The sequence below is a fragment of the Streptomyces sp. NPDC002698 genome, from assembly GCF_042888945.1.
Taxonomy (GTDB): domain Bacteria; phylum Actinomycetota; class Actinomycetes; order Streptomycetales; family Streptomycetaceae; genus Streptomyces.
In genome coordinates this window covers 107,492-131,261 of record NZ_JBIAQM010000022.1, presented here as the reverse complement: position 1 = coordinate 131,261, position 23,770 = coordinate 107,492, and the positions used below count along the sequence as shown (strand labels likewise).

The 23,770-nt window shown below is 72.1% G+C and carries 20 protein-coding genes; 6 read left to right on the top strand and 14 right to left on the bottom strand.

All coding sequences use genetic code 11. The features are described from left to right. The first annotated feature begins 270 nt into the window (after window positions 1-270). Both ACFYW9_RS27425 and ACFYW9_RS27420 read left to right on the top strand, forming a co-directional pair. Window positions 271-1,821 carry an amino acid permease gene (locus ACFYW9_RS27425; protein WP_351863921.1) on the top strand — a complete coding sequence of 517 codons (1,551 nt, stop codon included), beginning with the start codon at window positions 271-273 and terminating at the stop codon, window positions 1,819-1,821. Between the two features lie 4 nt (window positions 1,822-1,825). Beyond that, a complete protein-coding gene (locus ACFYW9_RS27420; RefSeq protein ID WP_389155484.1) occupies window positions 1,826-2,821 on the top strand; it encodes an RluA family pseudouridine synthase in 996 nt (331 codons plus the stop codon). Here the strand turns inward: ACFYW9_RS27420 and ACFYW9_RS27415 are convergent. The 6 genes from ACFYW9_RS27415 to ACFYW9_RS27390 all read right to left on the bottom strand — a co-directional run bounded on the left by ACFYW9_RS27415 (window position 2,815) and on the right by ACFYW9_RS27390 (window position 8,333). Then, entirely contained in the window at window positions 2,815-4,296 is a 1,482-nt protein-coding gene (locus ACFYW9_RS27415; RefSeq protein WP_389155481.1) for a cytochrome P450, read from the bottom strand. The two genes, ACFYW9_RS27420 and ACFYW9_RS27415, sit on opposite strands and share 7 nt — an antisense overlap. 76 nt (window positions 4,297-4,372) lie before the next feature. Next, entirely contained in the window at window positions 4,373-4,993 is a 621-nt protein-coding gene (locus ACFYW9_RS27410; protein ID WP_351863929.1) for an ATP/GTP-binding protein, read from the bottom strand. Next, window positions 4,974-5,423: a DUF742 domain-containing protein gene (locus tag ACFYW9_RS27405; RefSeq protein WP_389155477.1), complete on the bottom strand. Its 450-nt coding sequence runs from the start codon at window positions 5,421-5,423 to the stop codon at window positions 4,974-4,976. The genes ACFYW9_RS27410 and ACFYW9_RS27405 overlap by 20 nt, the downstream gene beginning before the upstream one ends. Beyond that, a complete protein-coding gene (locus ACFYW9_RS27400; RefSeq protein WP_326788791.1) occupies window positions 5,420-5,827 on the bottom strand; it encodes a roadblock/LC7 domain-containing protein in 408 nt (135 codons plus the stop codon). Before ACFYW9_RS27400 ends, ACFYW9_RS27405 begins: the two co-directional genes overlap by 4 nt. Further along, window positions 5,824-7,401, bottom strand: coding sequence for a sensor histidine kinase (locus tag ACFYW9_RS27395; RefSeq protein WP_389155474.1), 1,578 nt, complete (start codon window positions 7,399-7,401; stop codon window positions 5,824-5,826). The genes ACFYW9_RS27400 and ACFYW9_RS27395 overlap by 4 nt, the downstream gene beginning before the upstream one ends. Window positions 7,402-7,706: 305 nt before the next feature. Continuing rightward, the gene (locus ACFYW9_RS27390) at window positions 7,707-8,333 is read right to left on the bottom strand and encodes a helix-turn-helix domain-containing protein (RefSeq protein ID WP_351863937.1); all 627 of its coding nucleotides are present in this window, start codon (window positions 8,331-8,333) and stop codon (window positions 7,707-7,709) included. Between the two features lie 212 nt (window positions 8,334-8,545). Here ACFYW9_RS27390 and ACFYW9_RS27385 point away from each other — a divergent pair, with 212 nt between their 5' ends. From ACFYW9_RS27385 to atzF, 4 genes are all read left to right on the top strand, one after another. After that, window positions 8,546-9,370, top strand: coding sequence for an urea amidolyase associated protein UAAP1 (locus tag ACFYW9_RS27385; protein ID WP_389155469.1), 825 nt, complete (start codon window positions 8,546-8,548; stop codon window positions 9,368-9,370). Then, entirely contained in the window at window positions 9,367-9,966 is a 600-nt protein-coding gene (locus ACFYW9_RS27380; RefSeq protein ID WP_389155465.1) for an urea amidolyase associated protein UAAP2, read from the top strand. The genes ACFYW9_RS27385 and ACFYW9_RS27380 overlap by 4 nt, the downstream gene beginning before the upstream one ends. Next, window positions 9,963-13,490, top strand: coding sequence for a 5-oxoprolinase/urea amidolyase family protein (locus ACFYW9_RS27375; RefSeq protein ID WP_389155462.1), 3,528 nt, complete (start codon window positions 9,963-9,965; stop codon window positions 13,488-13,490). The genes ACFYW9_RS27380 and ACFYW9_RS27375 overlap by 4 nt, the downstream gene beginning before the upstream one ends. Window positions 13,491-13,833: 343 nt before the next feature. Next, window positions 13,834-15,498 carry an allophanate hydrolase gene (atzF, locus tag ACFYW9_RS27370; RefSeq protein ID WP_389155459.1) on the top strand — a complete coding sequence of 555 codons (1,665 nt, stop codon included), beginning with the start codon at window positions 13,834-13,836 and terminating at the stop codon, window positions 15,496-15,498. Between the two features lie 229 nt (window positions 15,499-15,727). Here atzF and ACFYW9_RS27365 read toward each other — a convergent pair whose 3' ends face one another. From ACFYW9_RS27365 to ACFYW9_RS27330, 8 genes are all read right to left on the bottom strand, one after another. Next, window positions 15,728-18,589, bottom strand: a complete 2,862-nt coding sequence (locus tag ACFYW9_RS27365) for a DEAD/DEAH box helicase (RefSeq protein WP_389155456.1) — start codon at window positions 18,587-18,589, stop codon at window positions 15,728-15,730. 40 nt (window positions 18,590-18,629) lie between these two features. After that, the gene (locus ACFYW9_RS27360; protein ID WP_389155453.1) at window positions 18,630-19,520 is read right to left on the bottom strand and encodes a diacylglycerol kinase; all 891 of its coding nucleotides are present in this window, start codon (window positions 19,518-19,520) and stop codon (window positions 18,630-18,632) included. Between the two features lie 29 nt (window positions 19,521-19,549). Then, window positions 19,550-20,497 carry a twin-arginine translocase subunit TatC gene (gene tatC, locus ACFYW9_RS27355; RefSeq protein ID WP_389155450.1) on the bottom strand — a complete coding sequence of 316 codons (948 nt, stop codon included), beginning with the start codon at window positions 20,495-20,497 and terminating at the stop codon, window positions 19,550-19,552. Between the two features lie 47 nt (window positions 20,498-20,544). After that, on the bottom strand, window positions 20,545-20,835 hold the full coding sequence (gene tatA / locus ACFYW9_RS27350; protein WP_387307587.1) for a Sec-independent protein translocase subunit TatA: 291 nt from the start codon (window positions 20,833-20,835) through the stop codon (window positions 20,545-20,547). 237 nt (window positions 20,836-21,072) lie between these two features. Next, entirely contained in the window at window positions 21,073-21,267 is a 195-nt protein-coding gene (locus ACFYW9_RS27345; RefSeq protein ID WP_351863960.1) for a hypothetical protein, read from the bottom strand. Between the two features lie 62 nt (window positions 21,268-21,329). Beyond that, window positions 21,330-21,590, bottom strand: coding sequence for a hypothetical protein (locus tag ACFYW9_RS27340; protein ID WP_103553753.1), 261 nt, complete (start codon window positions 21,588-21,590; stop codon window positions 21,330-21,332). Window positions 21,591-21,727: 137 nt separating this feature from the next. Further along, window positions 21,728-22,753, bottom strand: coding sequence for a helix-turn-helix transcriptional regulator (locus tag ACFYW9_RS27335; RefSeq protein ID WP_389155445.1), 1,026 nt, complete (start codon window positions 22,751-22,753; stop codon window positions 21,728-21,730). Window positions 22,754-22,769: 16 nt separating this feature from the next. Next, complete coding sequence (locus ACFYW9_RS27330; RefSeq protein WP_351863969.1) at window positions 22,770-23,723, bottom strand: WYL domain-containing protein; 954 nt, start codon at window positions 23,721-23,723, stop codon at window positions 22,770-22,772. Window positions 23,724-23,770: the final 47 nt, after the last annotated feature.

The window sequence follows — 23,770 nt, the reverse complement described above, 5'->3', positions numbered from 1 at the left end:
CGCGAGCGGCGCGCCCGTCCGGCTGAGCACCTCACCCCGGTCGGGATGCCCGGACATCGCCGAACGGCCCACGACCACAGCCCGGTTGAACCGGGCCGAAGCCGGCGACGGGCCGGATCCGGCCCGGCTCCCGGGACAACGGCGGGCAGGCCGTGAGGAATTGGGCCCGCCGCCGACACGGCCGCGTCACGCGGGTGAAACAGGGTCTCCCTAATTTCTGTCACCCGACAGGAATCCCGCTCGCCCTCCGCGCCGAAGGCAGGTGCCGCCGTGACCACCACCGCTCCCTCCGACGTACGCCCCGATCCGCCCGACTCCCCGGACGACCGCTCCCTGACCGAGTTCGGCTACCACCAGGAGCTGCACCGCAGCCTCGGCAGGTACGCCTCGTTCGCCGCCGGGTTCTCCTTCATCTCCGTCCTCACCACGGTCTTCCAGTTCTTCGCCTTCGGGTACGCCTTCGGCGGCCCGGTCTTCTTCTGGACCTGGCCGATCGTGTTCGCGGGCCAGCTCGCCGTCGCCGCCTGCTTCGCCGAACTCGCCGCGCGCTACCCGATCTCCGGCGCGATCTACCAGTGGTCCTCGCGCCTGTCGAACCCCTCCTTCGGCTGGTTCGCCGGCTGGATCATGGTGATCGGGCAGATCGTGGTGGTCGCGGCGGCGGCGCTGGCCCTTCAGATGGTCCTGCCAGCGATCTGGCCGGGATTCCAGCTCATCGGCGACGATCCGGCCCCGACCAGCCCCGACGGCGCCGCCAACGCGGCCGTCCTGGGCGTCGTCCTGCTCGTCCTGACGACGCTGGTGAACGTCCTCGACAACCGTGTGATGTCGGCGGTCAACCGGATCGGCGTCACCGCCGAGATCATCGGCGCCGTCCTGATCGTCGTGCTGCTGTTCACCCACTCCGAGCGCTCCCCCGGCATCACCTTCCACACCGGCGGGGGCGGCACCGGACTGTTCGGGGCGCTGATGGTGGGCTCGTTCATGGCCGCGTACGTCATGATCGGCTTCGACAGCGCCGGAGAGATGAGCGAGGAGACCCACCACCCGAAGCGGACCGCGCCCCGCACGATCCTCACCGCGCTCGGCGCGGCGGGCCTGCTCGGCGGGCTGATCGTGCTCGGTGGACTGCTCGCCGCCCCGAGCCTGACCGACGGCAGGCTCGGCGTCGACGGACTCAGCTACGTCCTGACCAGCAGCCTCGGCGACGGGGTCGGCCGGGCCCTGCTCGCCGACGTGGTGGTCGCCATCGCGGTGGCCACCCTGGCGATCCAGACGGCCGCCTGCCGCATGCTCTTCTCGATGGCCCGCGACGGACAGCTCCCCTTCTCCGGCCGTCTCGCGAAGGTGGACCCGCGCACCGGCATGCCGAGCGCCCCCGCCCTGGTCGTCGGCGTCCTCGCCGCCGCCCTGCTGCTCCTGAACTTCGTCTCCCCGGACGCGTTCCTCGCGATCGGCACCACCTGCATCGTGATGCTGTACCTGGCGTACGCGATGGTCACCGGGCCGCTGCTGGTGCGCCGTCTGCGCGGGCGGCTCACCGCGGAAGGCGCCGACGAGACGGGCGCGCCGCTCTTCTCCCTCGGCCGCTGGGGCGTCCCCGTCAACGCCCTCGCCCTGGTCTACGGCCTCTTCATGACGGTCAACCTGGCCTGGCCGCGTGCCGCGGTGTACGACCCGGCGGGCGGGCACTGGTACTTCCAGTGGTTCACCGTGCTGTTCCTCGCCGTGACCCTGGTCGCGGGAGCGGGGTACCGGGCGTACCGGGCGCGGGCGACGGCGGCAAAGTCTCCCGAGGTGGTTCCGGCCTCGTACGCTTGACCGGGTGAGACGCAAGCCCAGGATCCCGCCCGCTCCCCTCCCGCAGCGCCACGGGGTCGACCCCGTGCGGATCAGACTGCCGCGGGAGGGGAGCTGGGCCACGGCGCGGGCGTACCTGGTGGAGCGGCTCGCGGCGGGCGACGGAGTCATCGACACGATGATCGGCGAGGGCCTGATCGTCCGCGCGGACGGCCGGCCGCTGACCGCCGAAGCCGTCTACGCGCCGGGGATGTTCCTGTGGTTCCACCGGGAGCTGCCCCACGAGGAGCCGGTGCCGTTCCCGCTCGACGTGGTGTACCGGGACGAGCACATCGTCGTCGCCGACAAGCCGCACTTCCTGGCGACGACGCCGCGCGGCAGCCACGTCGTCCAGACGGCTCTGGCCCGGCTGCGACGGGAGCTGGACCTGCCGGAGCTGGGCGCGGCGCACCGCCTCGACCGGCTGACGGCGGGGCTCGTGCTGTTCACCGTACGGCCCGGGGAGCGCGGCGCGTACCAGTCGCTGTTCCGCGACCGGCTGATCGGCAAGGAGTACGAGGCCGTGGCCCCGTACGACTCCGGTCTCGCCCTGCCGCGCACGGTCAGCAGCCGCATCCTGAAGGAGCGCGGGGTGATGGCCGCCCGGGAGGTGGCGGGCGAGCCGAACGCCGTCAGCGGGATCGACCTGGTCGAGCACCAAAACGGGCTGGGGCGCTACCGGCTGACTCCTCGCACCGGGCAGACCCATCAGCTCCGGGTCCACATGAGCGCGTTGGGCGTGCCGATCCTCGGCGACCCGCTGTACCCGGTGGTGACCGGACCCGTGCCGGCCGGTGACTTCCGGCGTCCGCTGCAACTGCTGGCGCGGACGCTGGAGTTCACCGATCCGGTCACCGGCCGGGCCCACCGGTTCGCCAGCGGACGGACGCTGGAGGCGTGGACCTCGTACGAGGCCTGGTCGGCCCGGGACACCGGGGTTCGGCGGCCCGGGCCGCGGGCGCCGGGCGCCGGGGATCAGTAGCCGCGCCACCAGCGCAGGAGGCGCTGCCAGGCGCCGAGCCGGCCGGCGGGCGGCGTGGCCGGGACGGGCTCGGGGGCCGTCGGCTGCGGTGCGGGTGCGGCCGGTGCCGTGCTGTCGGTGGTGACCTGCCAGTGGGACCGCTGGGGAGGCAGTGCGCGCACGGACGGCCGCTGCATGACGTCCTGCGTCGGCTTGGGCTCGAAGCGTACGGGCAGATCGACGAGGTGGCGCGAGGACATGGTGCTCCGCCAGCGCAGGTCGCTCTCGTCGCAGTCGAGTTCGACGTCCGGCAGCCGCAACAGCAGGGCGTCGACGCCGACATCGGCGATGGCACGGCCGATGTCCTGTCCCGGGCACTCGTGGGGGCCGCCGCCGAAGGCGAGGTGGGAGCGGTTGCCCTGCATGCTCGCGGCCAGGTCGGGACGGATCCGGGGGTCGACGTTGCCGGGCGCGATCCCGAACAGCAGTCCGTCGCCCTTGCGGATGCGCTGACCGCCCAGCTCCGTCTCCTGCTTGGCGAAGTAGCCGAGGACGGCGCTGAACGGCGGCTCGTTCCACAGGGACTGCTCGACCGCCTCGGGCACGGTCATCTGGCCGCCGTTGAGCTGGGCACGGAAACGCGGGTCGGTGAGCAGCATGCGCAGCACGTTGGCGATGAGGTTGGCGGTGGCTTCGTAGGCGGCGAGCAGGACGAGCCGCAGGTGCTGGGCCACCTCGTCGTCGGTGAGCCGGGCCGGGTGGTTGATGAGGTGGCTGGTGAAGTCGTCCTCGGGCTCGGCGCGGCGCCGCAGGGTGTGCTGGGTCAGCAGTCCCATGACGTACTCGTTGCTGGCGATGGCCGTGTCGGTGCCCTTGAGGAGGTCACGGGTGGCGTGCACCATGCGGTCGTTGTAGTCCTCGGGCATGCCGATGATCTCGCAGAGCACGGACATCGGCAGATGCTCGGCGAACTGTCCGACCAGATCGGCCTTGCCGAGCGGGCAGAACGCGTTGACCAGGCGCTGTGTGGCGCGGTTGATGTAGCGCCGCAGGCTGCGGAAGTCGATGGTCGACATGGCGCCGGTGACGGCGCCGCGCAGTCTGAGGTGCTCGTCGCCCTCGGCGTGGGAGCAGATGGGCTGCCAGGCGATATGGGGGGCGAGCGGGTGGTCGGCTCCCGCCGTGCCGTCCCGGACGGCGGTCCACAGCCGGCTGTCGCGGGCGTAGTGCGCGGGGGTGCTGACCATGTGCAGGTTCTCGGCATGGCCGAGGACCACCCAGATGGGTACGTCGTTGTGCAGCAGCACGGGTGCGACGGCGCCGTGTTCGGCCCGCAGCTTCTCGTACAGCGCGCCCAGGTCCTCGGCCTCGGGCCCGTACAGGCGACGCAGTCCGCCCGGAGGGTCGCCGGGGCCGATGCCGTGGGCGGGGCAGCCCGGCGGGGGGCCGAAGGCGGGTTCTTCCGTACCGGCGGGGGAATGGGATTCGGTCGTCACAGTGATCGCTCCGAAGCTCAAATACGTTCTGTGGATGGGCAGTTGGCGTACGGATGCCGTCTTCACGGTACGGCGTTCAGCTGTCCGCCGAGGTCATCGCCAAGGAATGCAGGAACCGCATGAGGGTCATCAAGGTGTCCCGGCTCGACGCCCTGCGGCGGGCGTCGCACCGCACGATCGGGATCTCCTCGGCGAGGTCGAGCGCGGCCCGCAGGTCCTCGACCGGGTACCGGGGCGCGTCGGGGAAGTCGTTGACCGCGACGACGAACGGAACACCGCGCTCCTCCAGGCGTCCGATCACGTCGAAGCTGACTTCCAGCCGGCGGGTGTCGATCAGGACGACCGCGCCGAGCGCTCCCTCGAACAGGCCGTTCCACAGGAACCAGAAGCGCTCCTGGCCCGGTGTGCCGAACAGATAGAGCACCAGCTGGTCGGTGATCGAGATCCGACCGAAGTCCATGGCCACCGTGGTGGCGGTCTTGGTCTCGGACCCGTAGTTGTCGTCGACTCCGATGCCGGCCTGCGTCATGGTCTCCTCGGTCGTCAGCGGCTTGATCTCGCTGACGGAGCCCACCATGGTCGTCTTGCCGACTCCGAAGCCGCCCACGATCACGATCTTCACCGCGGCCTGCGCCGTGTGCGGGAGGTGGTCCTCGGCACGAGGGCCCGTGATGGTGTCAGAGCTTTTGAAGTCCATGCATCACCGCTTCGAGGAGGGAACGGTCGGGGAGCGCCTGACGGACGATCGGGGCGCGTGCCTGGACCAGTTCGGCCGCCAGCAGCTCGGTGAGCAGGACGGTCACCACGCTGAACGGCAGATTGAGATAGGCCGAGATCTCAGCCACGGACAGGGGGGTCCTGCACAGCCGCAGCAGTGCCGACTGCTCCGGCTGGGTGGCGGGCGGCGGCGTGACGGCACGGGCGACGACCAGCGTGACCAGGTCGACCTCGGCCCGGTCACCGTCCTCACCGCCTCCCGTGAGCACGTACAGGCGTTCCGGGTTCTTCGGTTTGCCCTGCCCCTCCTCCCCCTCGGGGCCGCGCGGGCCCGCGAGAGGGGTGGGCGGCGCGGGAGGTTCCGGAGGCCGCTCCCTGGGTTGGCGCCGACGGCGTTGGGGAGGAGTCATACGGTCTGCCCGTTGCGGCGCGGCGGACTGGTGAGATGGGCGCCGATCCGCACGACGAGGTCGCGCATGCGGTTGCTCATCAGGCCGGGTTCCGCGGTCTGGTTGGCGAGCACGGCGAGGTAGGCGTTGGGCCCCGCCGACATCAGGTAGAAGTAGCCGCCGTTGATCTCGATGATGACCATCCGCATCCGGCCGTCGCTCTTGGGGATCTCGCCCGCGACGGCTCCCGCCAGGCTCTGCAGGCCCGCGCAGGCCGCCGCGACCCGGTCGGCCGCGTCCGGGTCGCCGCCGTAGCGGGCGATGCGCAGTCCGTCGGCGGAGAGCACCACGATCTGCTGGATGCCCGGCACTCCGTCGGCGAGTTCCTTGAGCATCCAGTCGAAGTTGGCTCGCTGCTGGATCACTTGCGGTCCCCTTCGTCGTCGGCCTCGGCAGGGGCCGGCTGGTTGTCCGTGCTGAACGCGGTCGGATCCGGGTCGCCTTTGAGCCCGTTCATGAACGCCTCGACCCACAGCCCGGGTTCGGGCTCCTTCTCCTGCGGACCGGGGTCGGTTTCCCACGAGGCGGCGGCCTCGGCGGCCTCCTGCTCGGCGCGCGCCTCGGCGTACCGCCGGCTGAGCGGGACCTTCATCCGGCTGCGGCGCTGCGGGAGGCCGCCCGGCGTCCACTCCGTGACGACCGGGACGTCGTCCTCACGGGGGTCGCCGCTCGACGAGGGGATGCGGGGACCGGTGGTGGGCTTGCGCTTCTTGGGCTTGCGCGCCGGGCCCTCGACACCGCCGTTGTCGATGCCGGCCACGGAGGTGGCCCCGATGCCGTGCGCGAGACCGGGGGCGAAGTCGGTGGTGAGCATGTCGCGCGGCGCCACGAGGACGGCGCGGACGCCGCCGTACGCGGACTGCCGCAGCGAGATCTGCATGCTGTACATCTGCGCGAGTCGTCCGACGACGGCCATGCCGAGCCGGGGCGCCTGGCCCATGATGTTCGGGTCGACGCCCGCCGCGGCCAGCCGGAGCAGCTCCTCGATCTTGCCGCGGGCCTCGTCGCTGAGGCTGACGCCGCCGTCCTCGATCTCGATGGCGATGCCGGTCTGCACCTCGATCGCGGTGACGTGCACCTTGGTGTGGGGCGGTGAGTACCGGGTGGCGTTGTCCAGGAGCTCGGCGAGGGCGTGGATGAGCGGTTCGACGGAGACGCCGTTGACGGCGATGTCGACGATGTTGTGCAGCTCGATGCGCCGGTACTCCAGGATGCGGGACATCGCGCCGCGCAGGACGCTGAACAGCGGTACGGGTTCGGGCCATTGGCGTCCGGGGCGGCCGCCGCCGAGCACGGCGATGGAGTCGGCGAGCCGGCCGATCAGCGCGGTGCCGTGGTCGATGCGCAGCAGGTCGTCGAAGACCTCGGGGTTGCGCCCGTGGTCCTCCTCCATCTCGCGGAGTTCGTTGTTCTGCTGGTGGACGATGGCCTGGACGCGCCGGGCGATGTTGACGAAGGAGCGCTGTGCCGCGTCGCGCATCGACTCCTCGGCGTCGATGATCTTGAGCAGCTGCTTCAGCAGGTCCTTCTGGGACTTGGCGATCTCGTGGAAGTCCGGGTTGTCGCGGCCCAGGGTGCGAACGACCTCCGAGGGCGAGTCCCCGTCGTGCAGCCGGTCGATCGCGTACGGCAGGACCTCCCGGGTGAAGCGCACGATCTCCTGGTCGTGCGCGGCGACGCGCTGCTCCAGGGAGGCGGCGCGACGCGCGAAGTCGGCCCGCAGTTCACGGGCCACGCGACCGCGGCGGACGGCTTCGCCGCCGATCGCGATGACCAGCAGCGTGGCGAAGCCGCCGCACAGGGCCACCGCACCCTTGGCCGGCTCCGTCACGGCGGCGACGGCGGCGCCGGTGGCCACCGCCATGAGCACGGCCGGCAGCAACAGCACGCGCGCGTAGGGAAGTTCACTGTCACCGGGAGGCGATTGAACACTCACCATGTATGCCCTCTGAGACGAGTCGGCTGGGGGTGGGGGAGGTTTGCGGGGGAAACGGAACAGATCGGTACGGGTCAAACCCGATCTTCGGAACCTTTGGGAACAAGCGCACGAATACATCCCAACTCGGTGCGCCGCGGGCGAGCTTAGTCCGACCGGATCAACGCTGTGTCATATTCAGCAAGCACCTGAAACCGCCCATAAGACTGGAGTACCCTCAGCCCCATTTACACGCTGCGCCCCCATTCACACACTCTGCGTGATGACGTACGGGCATACGAACGGCGTGGGTGAAGCGGTTCGGAGGCTCAGACCCCGGCGATGCGCAGCGCCGCGTCCGCCGTGGCCTCGGCGAACGCCGACACCGGGCGCTGCGGATCGGAGCGGCGCACGAGGATGACGCCCTCGATCAGCCCGAACAGCAGATCCGTCCGCAGATCGAGCTCACTCTTGGCGAGCGCGCCGCCGGCCGCCGTGGCGGCCAGCAACTGACGGTAGGTGTCCTTGAGTTCGGCCCGCACGGCGTGGAAGCCGGCGAAGCGTTCGGTGCGCACCTCGGGCAGCAGATAGAGACCGCCGAGGTTGTGCGGCCCCCCGCAGAGCACCTCCACGTCGGTGCGGCACAGCTCCCACAGCCGGCCCTCCGCGGGCGCCGCGTCGTCGGCGAGGAGCTCACGGGCGTACGCCAGGGAGGGGGTCACCGTGGACTCCAGGAGCTCGGCGAGCAACTCCTCCTTGCCGGTGACGTAGTGGTACATGGACGCCTGACGCATACCCGCCCGCTCGGCGACGGCACGGGTGGTGGTGGCCGCGTATCCCCGCGTCGTGAACAACTCGGCGGCGGCGTCCAGCAGTTCGGCGCGCGGCGTCAGCCCGCTGTCCGGCCGCTGCGCGGCCCGGGGCCTGCCGACCCGGCGTCCGCCATCCGTTCCCATGCGTTCGATCCTCGCACACCCGGCAGGCCCCGACAGGACGCCCCGGCGCGCTCCGCGGACACCGGTCCGCGCCGCGCGGGGCCCCTCACCGGCGGCGCGCCCCACGTGAGGGACCGGTAACCGCGCGGCAACACACGGGACATGGCCGCGACCCACCTCGCCCCTAATTTCTGTCGCGCGACAGAAATGACCGAGGAGCCGGAGGACCCGCGATGGCGACAGCGACCACCCACGGAGCACGCGATCACGCCCGCGCCCAGCAGGGCACCCGTGCCGAGGCCATGCCCGTGGTCCCCGCGGACGACTGGCCGGCCCCGCCGCGCGAGGCGGGCCCGCTCGTCTGGGCCGAGACCGTGGCGGGCGGCAACTACACGCACAAGGTGCTGGCCCGCGGCACCGAACTGCGCCTGACCGACCTCACCGGCGACGCCTGCGCCCACCTCCTGCTGTACGTCGCCGACCGGCCGTGGGAACGCCTGAACGTCGCCGACACCGTCAAGGTCCAGTGGAACGCCTACCTCGGCGCGGGGCGGCTGCTCCTGTCCGACCAGGGCCGCGTGCTCGCCTCGGTGGTCGCCGACACCTCCGGCCGGCACGACGCCCTGTGCGGCACCTCCACGCTCGTACGCAACACCGAGCGCTACGGGGACGGGACCCCGCAGTCCGCGTCCCCGGCCGGCCGCGAGCTGTTCAAGCTGGCCGCCGCCAAGAACGGGCTCACACCCCGCGATCTGCCGCCCTCGCTCTCCTTCTTCCAGGGCGTGGAGATACGCGACGACGGCTCGCCGGACTTCACCGGCTCGGCCGGACCCGGCGCCGCCGTCACCCTGCGCGCCGAGCAGGACGTCACCGTGCTGATCGCGAACGTGCCGCACCCGGCCGACCCGCGCCCCGCCTACACGAGCACCCCGCTGGAGGTGCTGGCCTGGCGCGCGCGGGCGACCGCGGCGGGCGACCCGCTGTGGGAGGCCACACCCGAGGGCCGCCGCGCCTTCCTCAACACCGCCGAATTCCTTGCCACGAGGGGGCTCGCATGACGCACGTCACCGTCCCGGCCCGGGCCGCCTGGTCCGCCGTCGTCCGCGCCGGCCAGACGCTCACCGTCACCGACCTGCACGGCAACCAGGCCGTCGACTTCCTGGTGTACGACGCCGCGGACACCGCCGTCCGCTACAGCGCGCCCGACACGATCCAGGCCCAGGGGAACATCTTCCTGACCACGGGCAGCGTGCTGATGTCGAACGAGCACACTCCGCTGATGACCGTCGTCGAGGACGAGGTCGGCCGGCACGACACGGTCGGCGGCGCCTGCTCCAAGGAGTCGAACACCCTGCGCTACGGGCACCACACCTGGTCCCAGCACGCCTGCGTCGACAACTTCCTCACCGAGGGCGCCCGGTACGGCCTCGGCAAGCGCGATCTCGTGTCCAACATCAACTGGTACATGAACGTGCCCGTCGAGAAGGACGGCACCCTCGGCATCGTCGACGGCATCTCCGCCCCCGGACTGCGGCTGGCCCTGCGCGCCGAACGCGATGTGATCGTGCTGGTCTCCAACTGCCCCCAGATCAACAACCCGTGCAACGGCTTCGAGCCGACCGCGGTCGCGATGACGATCGGGGACTCCGCATGAGCTTCGACACCCTCCTGGTCGCCAACCGCGGCGAGATCGCCGTCCGGATCATCCGCACGGCCCGCGAACTGGGCCTGCGCACCGTCGCCGTGTACTCCGACGCCGACCGCGCGGCCCCCCACGTCCGCCTCGCCGACCAGGCCGTACGGCTCGGCCCCGCCCCCGCGAAGGAGTCCTACCTCGACGGAGACCTGGTCCTGAAGGCCGCCAAGGACACCGGGGCCGGGGCCGTCCACCCCGGATACGGCTTCCTGTCCGAGGACGCGGCGTTCGCGCGGCGCTGCGAGGACGCCGGGATCGTGTTCGTCGGACCGACGCCGGAGCAGTTGGAGCTGTTCGGCGCCAAGCACACCGCGCGAGCGGCGGCCGAGGCGGCCGGGGTGCCGCTGGCACCGGGCACGGGACTGCTCCCCGGCCTTCCCGAGGCGCTGGACGCGGCCGGCCGCATCGGCTACCCCGTCATGCTCAAGGCCACCGGCGGTGGCGGCGGCATCGGCATGTCGGCATGTCGATCCGCCGACGAACTGACCGAGGCCTGGGACCGGGTGCAGCGCGTCGCGGCGGCCTCCTTCTCCTCGGCCGGGGTCTTCCTGGAGCGACTGGTCGAGCACGCCCGCCATGTCGAGGTGCAGGTCTTCGGCGACGGTCTGGGCCGCGTCGTCACCTTCGGCGACCGCGACTGCTCGCTCCAGCGCCGCAACCAGAAGGTCCTGGAGGAGGCGCCCGCCCCCGGCCTGCCCTCCCGTATACGTGCCGAACTCGCCTCCGCCGCACGCGAGTTGTGCGCCTCGGTCGGCTACCGCTCGGCCGGGACCGTCGAGTTCGTCTACGACGCCGCCCGCGAGGAGGCGTACTTCCTGGAGGTCAACACCCGCCTCCAGGTGGAACACCCGGTCACCGAGGAGATCTACGGCGTCGACCTCGTCGCCTGGATGCTGCGCCTGGCCCGGGGCGAGTCCGGTGTCGTACGGGACCCGGGAACGCCGCGGGGTCACGCCGTCGAGGCGCGGGTCTACGCCGAGGACCCCTCGCGCGGACACCGGCCCAGCGCGGGCCTGTTGACCCGGGTCGAGTTCCCCGCCGGGGTCCGCGTGGACGGCTGGGTCGAGACGGGTACCGAGGTGACCACCTCGTACGACCCGATGCTCGCGAAGGTCGTCGCGTACGGGGCGGACCGGGCCGAGGCCCTGGAACGCCTCGACGAGGCACTGGCCGCGACCCGCGTGGACGGCATCGAGACGAACCTCGGCCTGGTACGGGCCGCGCTCGCCGAACCGTCCTTCCGGAAGGCGGCGCACTCCACCGCCACGCTGGCCGGCGTGAGCGATCCCACCCCGCGCGTCGAGGTCGTGTCCGGCGGCACGCTCACCACCGTGCAGGACTGGCCCGGACGCACCGGCCACTGGCAGGTCGGCGTACCGCCGTGCGGCCCCATGGACGACCTCTCCTTCCGGCTCGGCAACCGCGCGCTCGGCAACCCCGAGGGCGCACCGGGCCTCGAATGCACCCTGCGGGGACCGGCGTTGAGGTTCACCCACGCCACGACGGTCTGCGTCACGGGCGCACCCGCGCCGGTCACCGTGGACGGGTCCGCCGTCGCCCAGTGGGAGCCGGTGACCGTACCGGCCGGGGCGGTGCTGGACATCGGGGCGCCCGACGGGCACGGTCTGCGCACCTACGTCCTGTTCGCGGGCGGCGGCCTGGACGTGCCCGCCTTCCTCGGCAGCGCCTCCACCTTCACGCTCGGCCGCTTCGGCGGCCACGGGGGCCGGACCCTGCGGACCGGTGACGTCCTGCACGGCGGCACGGTCGCCGGACCCGGGGCACCCGTGCCCCCCGCCGAACGGCCCGGCTTCACCGCCGAGTGGCGGATCGGCGCCCTCGAAGGACCGCACGCCGCACCGGAGTTCTTCACCGAGGACGACATCCACGACTTCTACGCCGCCGACTGGAAGGTCCACTTCAACTCGGCCCGCACCGGCGTACGGCTCATCGGTCCCAAGCCCCGCTGGGCCCGCACCGACGGCGGCGAGGCCGGACTGCACCCGTCCAACATCCACGACACCCCCTACTCGGTCGGGGCCGTCGACTACACCGGCGACATGCCGGTGCTCCTCGGTCCGGACGGCCCCTCCCTCGGCGGCTTCGTGTGCCCGGCGACCGTCGTCAGCACGGAACGCTGGAAGCTCGGCCAGCTCCGCCCCGGCGACACCGTGCGCTTCGCACCGCTCGCCGACGACGGCTCCGCGCGGCCCGCGATCGTCGACGGCGGGGTCCTCGCCCGGGACGGCGACGTGACGTACCGCCGCAGCGGCGACGACAACCTGCTGGTCGAGTTCGGTCCCATGCAACTGGACCTCGCCCTGCGGATGCGGGTCCACGCGCTGATGGAGGCGGTGGCGGCCGCGGATCTCGACGGCGTCACCGACCTGACGCCGGGCATCCGCTCGCTCCAGATCCAGGCGGACCCGCGCCGGCTCCCCCAGCGCGAACTCCTGGACACCGTACGGCGCACCGTCCGGGCCCTGCCCCCGAGCGATCAGCTCGTCGTCCCCTCCCGCACCGTCCATCTCCCGCTGTCCTGGGACGACCCGGCCACCCGCGAGGCCATCGCCCGCTACATGGCCGGCGTCCGCGACGACGCTCCCTGGTGCCCCTGGAACATCGAGTTCATCCGCCGGGTCAACGGCCTGGACTCGGTGGACGACGTCTACCGCACCGTCTTCGACGCCGAGTACCTGGTCCTCGGCCTGGGCGACGTCTACCTGGGCGCGCCGGTCGCCACCCCGCTCGACCCGCGCCACCGGCTGGTCACCACCAAGTACAACCCCGCCCGCACCTGGACCGCCGAGAACTCGGTCGGGATCGGCGGCGCCTACCTCTGCGTCTACGGCATGGAGGGCCCCGGCGGCTACCAGTTCGTCGGCCGTACGACCCAGGTGTGGTCCGGGTGGCAGCAGCGCGGCGCGTTCGAGCCGGGCTCGCCCTGGCTGCTGCGCTTCTTCGACCGGATCAAGTGGTACCCGGTGGAGGCGGACGAACTCCTGGAGCTGCGGGCCGACATCATCTCCGGCCGCTTCGTACCGCGCGTCGAGGAGGGCACCTTCTCGCTCGCCGCGTACGAGACCTTCCTCGCCGAGAACGCCGAGTCGATCGCGGAGTTCCGGGGCCGGCAGGGCGGCGCGTTCTCCGCCGAACGGGACGCCTGGGAGGCGGCGGGCGAGTTCACCCGCGCGGCGGCGGCCCAGGCCCCACCGGCTCCGGCCGCCGAGGTGAGCGTCCCGGAGGGCGGCCGGCTGATCGAGGCCGAGTTCGCCGCGTCGGTGTGGCAGCTGAACGTGGCTCCGGGCGAACAGGTCACGGCGGGGCAGCCGTTGCTCGCCCTGGAAGCGATGAAGATGGAGTCACGTGTCCCCGCCCCGGTCGACGGGGTGGTCCGGCAGATCCTCGCCCGACCGGGCGACCAGGTGGAGGCGGGCACGCCGCTGCTGGTACTCGCCCCCCTGGAACCGCCGGCGTCCTGACGCCCCGCCACCCGCCCGGCCCCGTACCCGCCGGCCCTGCCCTGTCTCCACCCGCGCACGAGCCCCGTCCCGCACCGCCCGCACCGCCCGCACCGCCCGCACCGCCCGCACCGCCCACACCGCCCACACCGCCGGTCGGCACCGTCCACCACGGCCGGCCCCGCCCCTCCGCGCCCCGCCCCGCAGCCGTCCGCCCGGTCCGAACCCACCCCCTCCGCCGTCCGCACCTCTCAGGTCCGCCGCCGAGTCCCGGTCCGCCGGGCGGGAATCCGGAGCGGGCCGGGGTGCGCGCCACGACCACCGGACCGTCGGCGGGGGCGCCCTCCCAGCACAAGGAGTTCCGATGTCCGCCCTCACCCGAGTCCGACTGGCGTACGCCCGTATCGAGGCCGTGGACCGCCCCGAGATCTGGATCGACCTGCGCCCCCGGGCGGAGACCGAGCGCGAGGCCCGTGCCGTGGACGAGCGGGTGGCCGCCGGAGAACGCCTCCCGCTCGCCGGCAGGCTCCTGGCCGTGAAGGGCAACATCGACGTGGCGGGCCTGCCCACCACCGCAGGCTGCCCGGCCTACGCCCGCACACCGGAGGCCGACGCCCCCGCGGTCGCCCGCCTCCGCGCGGCCGGAGCCGTCGTGCTCGGCACCACCAACCTGGACCAGTTCGCCACCGGCCTGGTCGGCACCCGCTCGCCGCACGGCGCCGTCCGGGGCGCCCTGGACCCGGAAAGGATCAGCGGCGGCTCCAGCTCGGGATCGGCCGTGGCGGTGGCCCTGGGCATCGTCGACCTGGCCCTCGGCACGGACACCGCCGGCTCCGGCCGCGTACCCGCCGCGTTCAACGGCATCGTCGGCCTGAAACCGACCCGCGGCCTGGTGCCGACGACCGGCGTCGTCCCGGCCTGCGCCTCCCTGGACTGCGTGACCGTGTTCGCCCGCACCCTCCCGGAGGCCGAACAGGCCCTCGCCCGTCTGACGTCCCCCTCCGGGCGCGAGCTGCCGCCCCTGGCACAGCGCGCGCCCGGCCCCTGGCGCGTCGCCGTCCCGCCGACAGCGCAGCTCGGCGAACTGGACGAGGGCTGGGCGCAGGCCTACGAGGCGGCGGCGCACCGGCTCATCACCGCCGGGGCACAGGTGCGCCCCCTCGACCTCACCCCGTTCACCGAGGCCGCCGCGATGCTCTACGAGGGCGCCTTCGTCGCCGAGCGCTACACCGCGGTGGGAAGCTTTGTCGACAAGCTGATCTCCGAGGGGGGTGCCGGGCTCGACCCGACCGTCGCGGGGATCATCACCCGCGCGCGGGACATCCCGGCCCACCAGCTCTACGCGGACCAGGAGCGCCTGGCCTCCCTGCGCACCCGGGCCCTCGCGGAACTGGCCGACGCCGACGCGCTGCTCCTGCCCACCACGCCCGGCCATCCCACGCTCGCCGAGGTCGCCGCCGACCCGCTGGGCGCCAACGCCCGCCTGGGCCGCTTCACCAACTCCACGAACCTGTTCGACCTGGCGGCGGTCGCCGTGCCGGCCGGGCGGACACCCGCGGGAGGTCCTTTCGGCGTGATGCTGATCGGCCCGGCGTTCACCGACGAACGGCTCGCACGGATCGCCCGCCTCCTGGAACCGGAGACCCGCCTCGCCGTGGTGGGGGCGCACCTGTCCGGCCAGCCGCTCAACGCCCAGCTGCTCTCCCTGGGCGCCCGCCTCGAACGTACGACGACCACCGCCGCCGTCTACCGGCTGCACGCCCTGGCGACCAGTCCGCCGAAGCCGGGTCTCGTCCATGTCGGCGCGGGCGGCGCCGCTGTCGAGGCCGAGGTGTGGAGCCTGCCCGCGGACGGCCTGGGCCGGCTGCTGGCGGCACTCCCCCGCCCGATGACGCTGGGCAGCGTCGAACTGGCCGACGGCACCCAGGTGCCCGGCTTCCTGTGCGAACCCGGCGCACTGGCCGAAGCGCCCGACATCACGTCCTACGGCGGCTGGCGCGGGTACCTCGGCCGCGAACGGGACCGGTGACCCGCCCGGGCCACGCGATCCGCATGAGCCGCTCACGGCACCCGGCCCGGAGCGGACCGGCGGGAAGGCGCCTGCCCCGACCCGGCCGGGTGGGCGCCGGGCCGCCCGCCGGAGCTCCTGAGACGGGTGCGGCCGGTGGCGTGCCCCTCCCCCGACGGGAAGACGGCACACCACCGGCCAGGTCGGCTCCGGCGCCCGGATCACTTCGCGGGCGCCGGCCCGCGGCTCGTCAGCCCACCGACGAGTAGGCGACCACTCCGCGCAGCAGGGCTTCGACCGCCTTGCGGGCGTTCTTGGCGACCGTCGACCTCTCGCCGCCCGAGACGGGCGCGGCGGCCGCGATCTGGCCGAGGACGTCGATGACCTGCTTGCACCAGCGCACGAAGTCACCGGCGGGCATCTCGGCCTCGCGCAGCACCTCGTCCAGGCCCTTGCCCGAGGCCCACTCGTGGGCGGCCCAGGCGAAGCCGAGGTCCGGCTCGCGCTGGCCCACGCCCTCCGTCTGGTTGATCCCGAAGTCCTCCTCCAGCGCGTCCAGCCTGCCCCAGATGCGCACCATCTCGCCGAGCGCGGCCTTGGCCTTGCCGGACGGCACCTTCGGCGCCATCGCGTCGTCCGCGACCCGCGACTCGTACACCAACGCCGATACGCAGGCGGCCAGTTCGGCCGGGGAGAGTCCGTCCCAGACTCCGGCGCGCAGACATTCGCTGGCCAGCAGGTCGAGTTCGCCGTACAGGCGGGCGAGCCGCTTGCCGTGCTCGGTGACCTCGTCGGCGCGCAGATAGTCCAGCTCGGTGAGCAGGGCGACGATCCGGTCGAAGGTACGGGCGATGGTGTTCGTCCGGCCCTCGATCCGGCGCTCCAGCTGCGAGGTGTCACGCTGCAGCCGGTGGTACCGCTCGGCCCAACGGGCGTGGTCCTCACGGTCGTTGCACCCGTGGCAGGGGTGCGCGCGGATCGCCGTGCGCAGCCGGGCGATCTCACGGTCGTCGGCCGCCTCGGCGCGCTTCTTGCGGTGCCGGTCCGGCACGATGTGCCCGGCCTTGGTGCGCAGGGCGGAGGCGAGGTCCCGACGGGACTGCGGCGAACGCGGGTTGAACGACTTGGGGATCCGCATCCGGTCGAGCGCCTCGACCGGCACCGGGAAGTCCATCGAGGCCAGCCGCTTGACCTGGCGCTCGGCGGTCAGCACCAGCGGACGCGGCCCGTCGTGCTGCTCGAAACCCCGGTGGCCGTTCGAGCGGCCGGCGGGCAGCCCGGGGTCCAGCACCAACGCCAGTCCCGCGTACTTGCCGGTCGGCACATGGATGACGTCACCCGGCTTCAGCCTCTCCAGGGCGACGGCCGCCTCGGCACGGCGCTGCGACATCCCCTGCTTGGCCAACTCGGTCTCGCGGTCCTTCAGTTCGCGCCGCAGCCCCATGTAGGCGTCGAAGTCGCCGAGATGGCAGGTCATCGACTCCTTGTAGCCCTCGAGACCCTCCTCGTTGCGCTGCACCTGCCGGGAGATCCCGACGACCGACTTGTCGGCCTGGAACTGCGCGAACGAGGTCTCGAGCAGCTCGCGCGAGCGGTGCCGGCCGAACTGCTCGACCAGGTTCACCGCCATGTTGTACGAGGGCTTGAAGCTGGAGCGCAGCGGATAGGTGCGGGTGCCCGCGAGTCCCGCCAGATGCTCGGGACTGAAACCGCGCTGCCACAGCACGACCGCGTGGCCCTCGACGTCGATGCCGCGGCGGCCGGCCCGGCCGGTCAGCTGGGTGTACTCGCCGGGCGTGATGTCGGCGTGCTGCTCGCCGTTCCACTTGACGAGCTTCTCCAGCACCACCGAACGGGCAGGCATGTTGATGCCCAGCGCGAGGGTCTCCGTCGCGAAGACCGCCTTGACGAGGCCGCGGACGAAGAGCTCCTCGACGACCTCCTTGAACGTGGGCAGCATGCCCGCGTGGTGGGCCGCGATGCCGCGCTCCAGACCCTCCAGCCATTCGAAGTAGCCGAGGACGTGCAGGTCCTCGTCCGGGATGGAGGCGGTGCGCTCCTCCACGAGTTCACGCACGCGCGCCCGCGCCGCGTCGTCGTTCAGCCGCAGACCGGCGTACAGGCACTGCTGCACGGCCGCCTCGCAGGCCGCGCGGCTGAAGATGAACGTGATGGCGGGCAGCAGCCCTTCGGCGTCGAGCCGCTCGATGACCTCGGGCCGGCCCGGCGTCCAGATCCGCGAGCGCTGTCTGCGCTCCCGCTCCCGGTCGGCCTCGCGCATCGCGCGGCCCCGTCTGCGGTCCTGGTACGACGGACGGCTCGCCTCCATGCGCGCCATGCGCGTGAGGTCGGGGTTGACGGCCTTGCGCTGGCCCTCGCCCTCCTCGAAGAGGTCGTACATCCGCCGTCCGGCCAGCACGTGCTGGAACAGCGGGACGGGCCGGTGCTCGGAGACGATCACCTGGGTGTCGCCGCGCACGGTGTCCAGCCAGTCGCCGAACTCCTCCGCGTTCGACACCGTCGCCGACAGTGACACCAGGGTCACCGACTCGGGGAGATGGATGATCACTTCCTCCCAGACGGCGCCGCGGAAGCGGTCGGAGAGGTAGTGCACCTCGTCCATCACCACGTAGCCGAGACCGAGGAGGGTCTGCGAGCCCGCGTACAGCATGTTCCGCAGGACCTCGGTGGTCATGACGACCACCGGTGCCTCGGAGTTGACGCTGTTGTCGCCGGTGAGCAGACCGACCTTGTCCGCGCCGTACCGGCGGCACAGGTCGGCGTACTTCTGGTTGGAGAGCGCCTTGATCGGCGTGGTGTAGAAGCACTTCTTGCCCTGCTGGAGGGCGAGGTGGACGGCGAACTCGCCGACGATCGTCTTGCCCGAGCCGGTGGGCGCTGCCACCAGCACGCCCTTGCCCGCTTCGAGGGCCTGGCAGGCCTCGATCTGGAAGGGGTCGAGGCCGAAGTCGTACATCTCGCGGAAGGAGGCGAGCGCGGTGGCCTGCTCGGCAGCGCGCCTGCGTGCTGCCGCGTACCGCTCGGCCGGTGAGAGGTCCTCTGTCATCGTGCTTTCGAGACTACCGGGAGGCACTGACACAAGGACGATCATTATCCGTATCAGCGGCTGTGAAACCCCGGATCCCCGCAGCTCAGGGAAGTGCGACGCGCACGGCGGCCCGTATGCACTCCGCGGTGAGCGGCAGCGGGCCCAGCGGCTCGCCGTCCGCGTACCCGGTGACGCCCTCGGCGAGGAGCTCGACCCGGGCCGCCCGGTACACGCTCACCACGGGATGGCCGACGTGGGTGCCCCGGTAGACCCGCGGGAAGATCTTGAGCAGCGTCGAGCGGGAGCAGTCCCCGACCACCGTGATGTCGAACAGCCCGTCGCCGAGGCTCGCGCCGGGACAGATCCTCATACCGCCGCCGTACGACGAGCCGTTGCCGACGGCGACCAGCGTCGCCTCGGTCTCCAGCGTCTCGCCGCCGTCCAGCGTGATGCGGTACCCGACGGGCCGGAAGGCGGCCAGCTCGGCGACCATGGCGACGTCGTACTTGAAACGGCCGACGGGCAGGCGCATCCGGTTCCCGCGGTCGTTGACCCGGGAGTCGAACCCGGAGGCGAGGACGGTGCCGAACCAGGTGCCGTTCACCCGGCCCAGGTCGACCTCGCGCAGCCTCTCGCCCCGCAGCGCCTCGGCGATCATCCGTCCCGCCGCCGCGGGGTCGCCCACGGGCAGGCCGAGGGCGCGCGCGAAGTCGTTGCCCGTCCCGGCTGCCACCAGACCGAAGGGGGTACGGGTCCCGGCGACGGCCTGGAGGGCCAGGTTCGCCATGCCGTCACCGCCGACCGCGACGAGGGCGCCGGTGCCGCCGGCGACCGCCTCGCGCGCCCGCGCGAGGGCGTCCACCGGGTCCTCGCCCTGGACCGTCTCGACGGAGAATCCCGCGGCACGCAAAGCGGAAGCGGCCGGCAGCGCCGCTCGGGCGCCCCGGCCGCGGCCCGCGGTGGGGTTGACGAAGAGGGTGATCTCGCTGGTCACAGGCTGACCCTACGAGGTCACGGACTCCGTCAGGTCACGTCGTCATAACCGTTGACCCGGTCCGTACTGGCCTGCTCCGGAAGAGTCGGGGCGGTCGTCACGTTCTCGACGCCGCCGATGTCCTCGGGCGTGAGGTCGAGGTCGGAGGCCTCGTCGTCGGCCGGCCCGGACTCGTCGCGCCGGCGCTTGCGCCGGTCGTTGAGCAGGGAGAAGAGAACCGCGGCGAAGTACAGGATCCAGATCGGCCCGGCGAGCGCGAGCATCGTCAGCGGGTCGGTGCTGGGAGTGGCGAGGGCGGCGAAGACCGTGATGCCGATGATCATGCCGCGCCACCAGCCGAGCATGCGCTTGCCGGTGAGGATGCCCGTGAGGTTGAGCATCACCAGCAGCAGGGGCAGCTCGAAGGAGAGACCGAACACGACCACCATGCGCGTGACCAGGTCGAGCAGGTCGTCCAGCGGCAGGAGGTTGTCCACGCCCTCCGGCGTGAACTCCATCAGGACCTTCGCCGTGGTGGGAAGCACCTTGTAGGCGAAGAACGCGCCACCGAGGAACAGCGGGACGCCGGTGCCTACGAACGCGTACGCGTACTTCTTCTCGCTCCTGTGCAGACCCGGGGCGACGAACGCCCAGAGCTGGTAGAGCCAGACCGGCGAGGCGAGCACGACGCCCGCCATCAGGGAGACCTTCAGCGCCAGGGTGAACGGGGCGAGCAGACCGTTGATGGTGATCTGCGCGCACTGGTGGTTCTTGGGCTGCTTCGCCAGCTCGGCGAACGTCTCCGGGCACCCGACGGAGTCGAGGACCGGCTTGGTGAAGAAGTTGATGATGTCGTTGTAGTAGAAGGCCGCGACGACCGTCACGAGGACGATGGCCAGCACCGCCTTCGCGAGCCGGTTGCGGAGCTCGCGAAGATGGTCCGCGAGTGGCATGCGCCCCTCGGGGTCCTTCTCCGTGTTGCGGGCAGACGTGAGCAACCCACATCCTCATCTCGTGCGGCGGGCCGGAGATCACCGGCCCTGCGTCAGCGCTGGGTCGTGTCCGTCGGCTCGTTGACCGGGCGCGAGCTGGTCACGTCGCCGGGGGCCGCCTGGATGGTGCGCTGAGCCGGGGTCTGCTCATCGGTGCTCGGCGGACCGGCCGGGGCCGGGGTGGTGGTGCCGCCGTCTTCCTTCATCGCCTTGGCTTCGCTCTTGAGGATCCGGGCGGACTTGCCGAGGGAGCGCGCCATGTCCGGAAGCTTCTTCGCGCCGAACAGCAGGATGATGACGACGAGGATGAGAATGATCTCGGGAGCTCCGAGCCTTCCGAACATAAGTCTTTACCTTCTCACCGAGGCTGCATGGTCGGGGTGCTGGCCGATCGATCGGACGTGTGTCCGGTCATCGTGATGTCAGCGATCGTAACGCTCAGGGGTAAACGCGGGGCAATCCCTGTGCGTACTCCCAGTTCGCGGCCCGCGCCTCGTTCTCCGGGCTGCGCCCCTGAGGGTACCTGGCCGCCGTGACAAGTCGACAGGCTGGCGTGACGCATTGCTTATCCATGGAACGACTCATACCGCGTCCATGGAACGTGCCGCACCGACCGCGGCTCTTTCCAGGTCGTCGGAGGCTGAGCTGATACGGCGGGCGGAATCGGCGACCTGGCGGCCCAGACGCTCCGCCTCCAGGAAGACACGGACGGCGAGAACCCCGAGAACCGTGATTCCCAGGAAACCCGCGGCGATCGCAAACATCGGCCAGAACATGACGCCGACCCTAGTACCCCGGGCAGGTCCCAGAGGGTGACAGGTCCCGGAGGGGACAGGTCCTAGAGGGTGGAGTGCAGCCGCAGCGTGCGGACCCCGCCCCCGGTGAGGAGTTCGACGATGCGTTCTCCGGCGGGCTTGCGGACGGCCGACCCGCACGCGGGGCAGGTGAACGAGTAGAACGTCGTGCGGCTGCTGGCGCCGATGGCCAGGCGCAGGGCACCGGGCGTGAGCTCGAAGCCGGCCCGGCAGTCGGGGCAGGCGGCCTTGAACATCACCTCGACCACCCGGCGCATCCCGGCGAAGGCCGTCCCCACCGACATCTCCGGCACGCCCGGAGCCGATCCGGCCCGTCCCGCCGTACCCGTGGCCGACCCGGCGCGCCCCGGCGCCCCCGCCCGCCGCACGGAACCCGGCTTCTCCGGGCTCCCCGGCCTTCCCTGCGCACCAGACGACGTCCTCAAATCCCCTGCTCCCGCCCTTCGTACGGCCTGTCCGGGACCGCCCCGAGCCCGTCCGGCCCGTCGTAGGCGGCGAGCGCCTCGCGGGCCGCGCTGCGGGCGCTGTCCGCGAGAGCCTGCGGCGAGACGATCCGGCCGTCACCGCCGAGACGCAGGGCCAGCCGCCGCAGCGACGTGGGATCGGGGGTCCGCAAGGTGATACGCAGCCCGCCGTCCGGCAGCTCATCCGCGCTGTCGTGCGGGTAGTACTCGGCGACCCAGCGTCCGCCGGGACTCACCTCGACGACCACCTCCGGATCCTCGGCCGCGGGCTGGACCAGCCCCTCGGACAGGTCCCGCAGCTCGATCTCGGGCGGCGCGGACGGCTCGTCCAGGATGCGGATCTCGGCGACCCGGTCGAGCCGGAAGGTCCGGCGCGCCTCGGAGCGGCGGCACCAGGCCTCCACATAGGTGTGGCCGACGCTGACCAGGCGGATCGGGTCGATCTCGCGTTCGCTCAGCTCGTCCCGCGAGGGCGAGTAGTAGCGGATCCACAGCCGGCGCCGCTCGGAGATCGCCCGGTCCACGTCGGCGAAGACGCCGCCCTCGGACTCGAAGGTCACCGAGAGCCGGGAACTGGCACCCGCCGCCTCGCCCGAGGCGGCCTCCACCTTGGCGGTGGCCCGCAGCAGCGCCTGCCGGTCGCCCTCGCGCAGGCCGGGCAGGGTGGACACCGCGCGGGCGGCCACCAGCAGCGCGGTCGCCTCGTCGGCGGCGATCCGCAGCGGCTCGGCGACGTCGTCCGGGTTGTGCCACCAGATCCGGTCGCCGTCGGTGTCGATGTCGAGCAGATCCCCGCCGCGGAAACTGGTCCCGCACAGCGGCAGCACGTCGAGGTCGGAGATCAGCTCGTCCTCGGTGATCCCGAAGGCGCGGGCGACATCACCGACCCGGGCGCCGGGGCGCTCGCGCAGATACGTCACCAGCGAGAGCATCCGCCGGGTCTGGTCGATCGCGTTCGTGGGCCTGGCCGGTTTTCCTGCCACTTTCTTACTTTTCCCCTCAGCCCTTGGCCACGGCGCGCAGCCGGTCGACCACATCGGCCCGCAGTTCGGCGGGCTCCAAGACCACCACGTCCGGCCCGAACTCGACGAGCCAGGCGTCCAGACCGTGCCCGTACGGAATCTCCAGCTCGTCCCAGCCGTCGCCCAGTTCCCGTACGGAGACGGCCTTGGAGCGCAGCGGGTAGCCGGCGCCGGAACGCAGCCGGATCAGCGCGGAGCGGTCGGTGATCTCCCCCGCCCAGCCGGCCACCGTCTCGCGCACGGTCACGACGTCGGGGACCTCGGCGGTGTAGCGGCCCGCACGCGCGCGGACCTTGCCGGTGATCCGGGAGAGCCTGAAGACGCGCTCGGCGCCGCGGTCACGGTCCCAGCCCGCGAGATACCAGTGGCCGCGCCAGCACTCCAGGGCCCAGGGCTCGACATGCCGGGTCCCGGGCTGCGCCGCGTTGGCCTTGCGGTAGTCGAAGACGACCGGGCGACGGTCGCGGCAGGCGAGCATCAGGGGCTCGAAGGCCGCCTCGTGGACGGGGATGTGCGGTTCGAGGGCGCCGTGGGACCCGTACGGGTCCACGTCCTCGGGCAGACCCGCGGCGCGCAGCTTCTGGAGCGCGCCGCTCGCGGCCCCGGCCAGCCGTGCCTGCTGCCAGACCTTGGCGGCCAGACCGAGGGCGGCGGCCTCCTCGGCGTCGAGGGTGATCGGCGGCAGGCGGTTGCTGTCGCGGCGGGCGAGGTAGCCGACGTCGCCGTCGAGGTTCTCCACCGTCTCGATGACCAGGCCGAGTTCGCGCAGATCGTCCTTGTCCCGCTCGAACATCCGGTTGAAGGCGTCATCCGATCCGGCTTCGAGGTAGGCCTCGATGGACCCGCGGAGTTCCCGCTTGCTGAGCGGCCGCCGCGTCCCGAGCAGACACAGTGCGAGGTTCATCAGCCGCTCGGCCTTGGCAATGGCCATCGACGCCCTTCCTATGGTGCTTCCGACCGATGACCGTACCGCTCCGG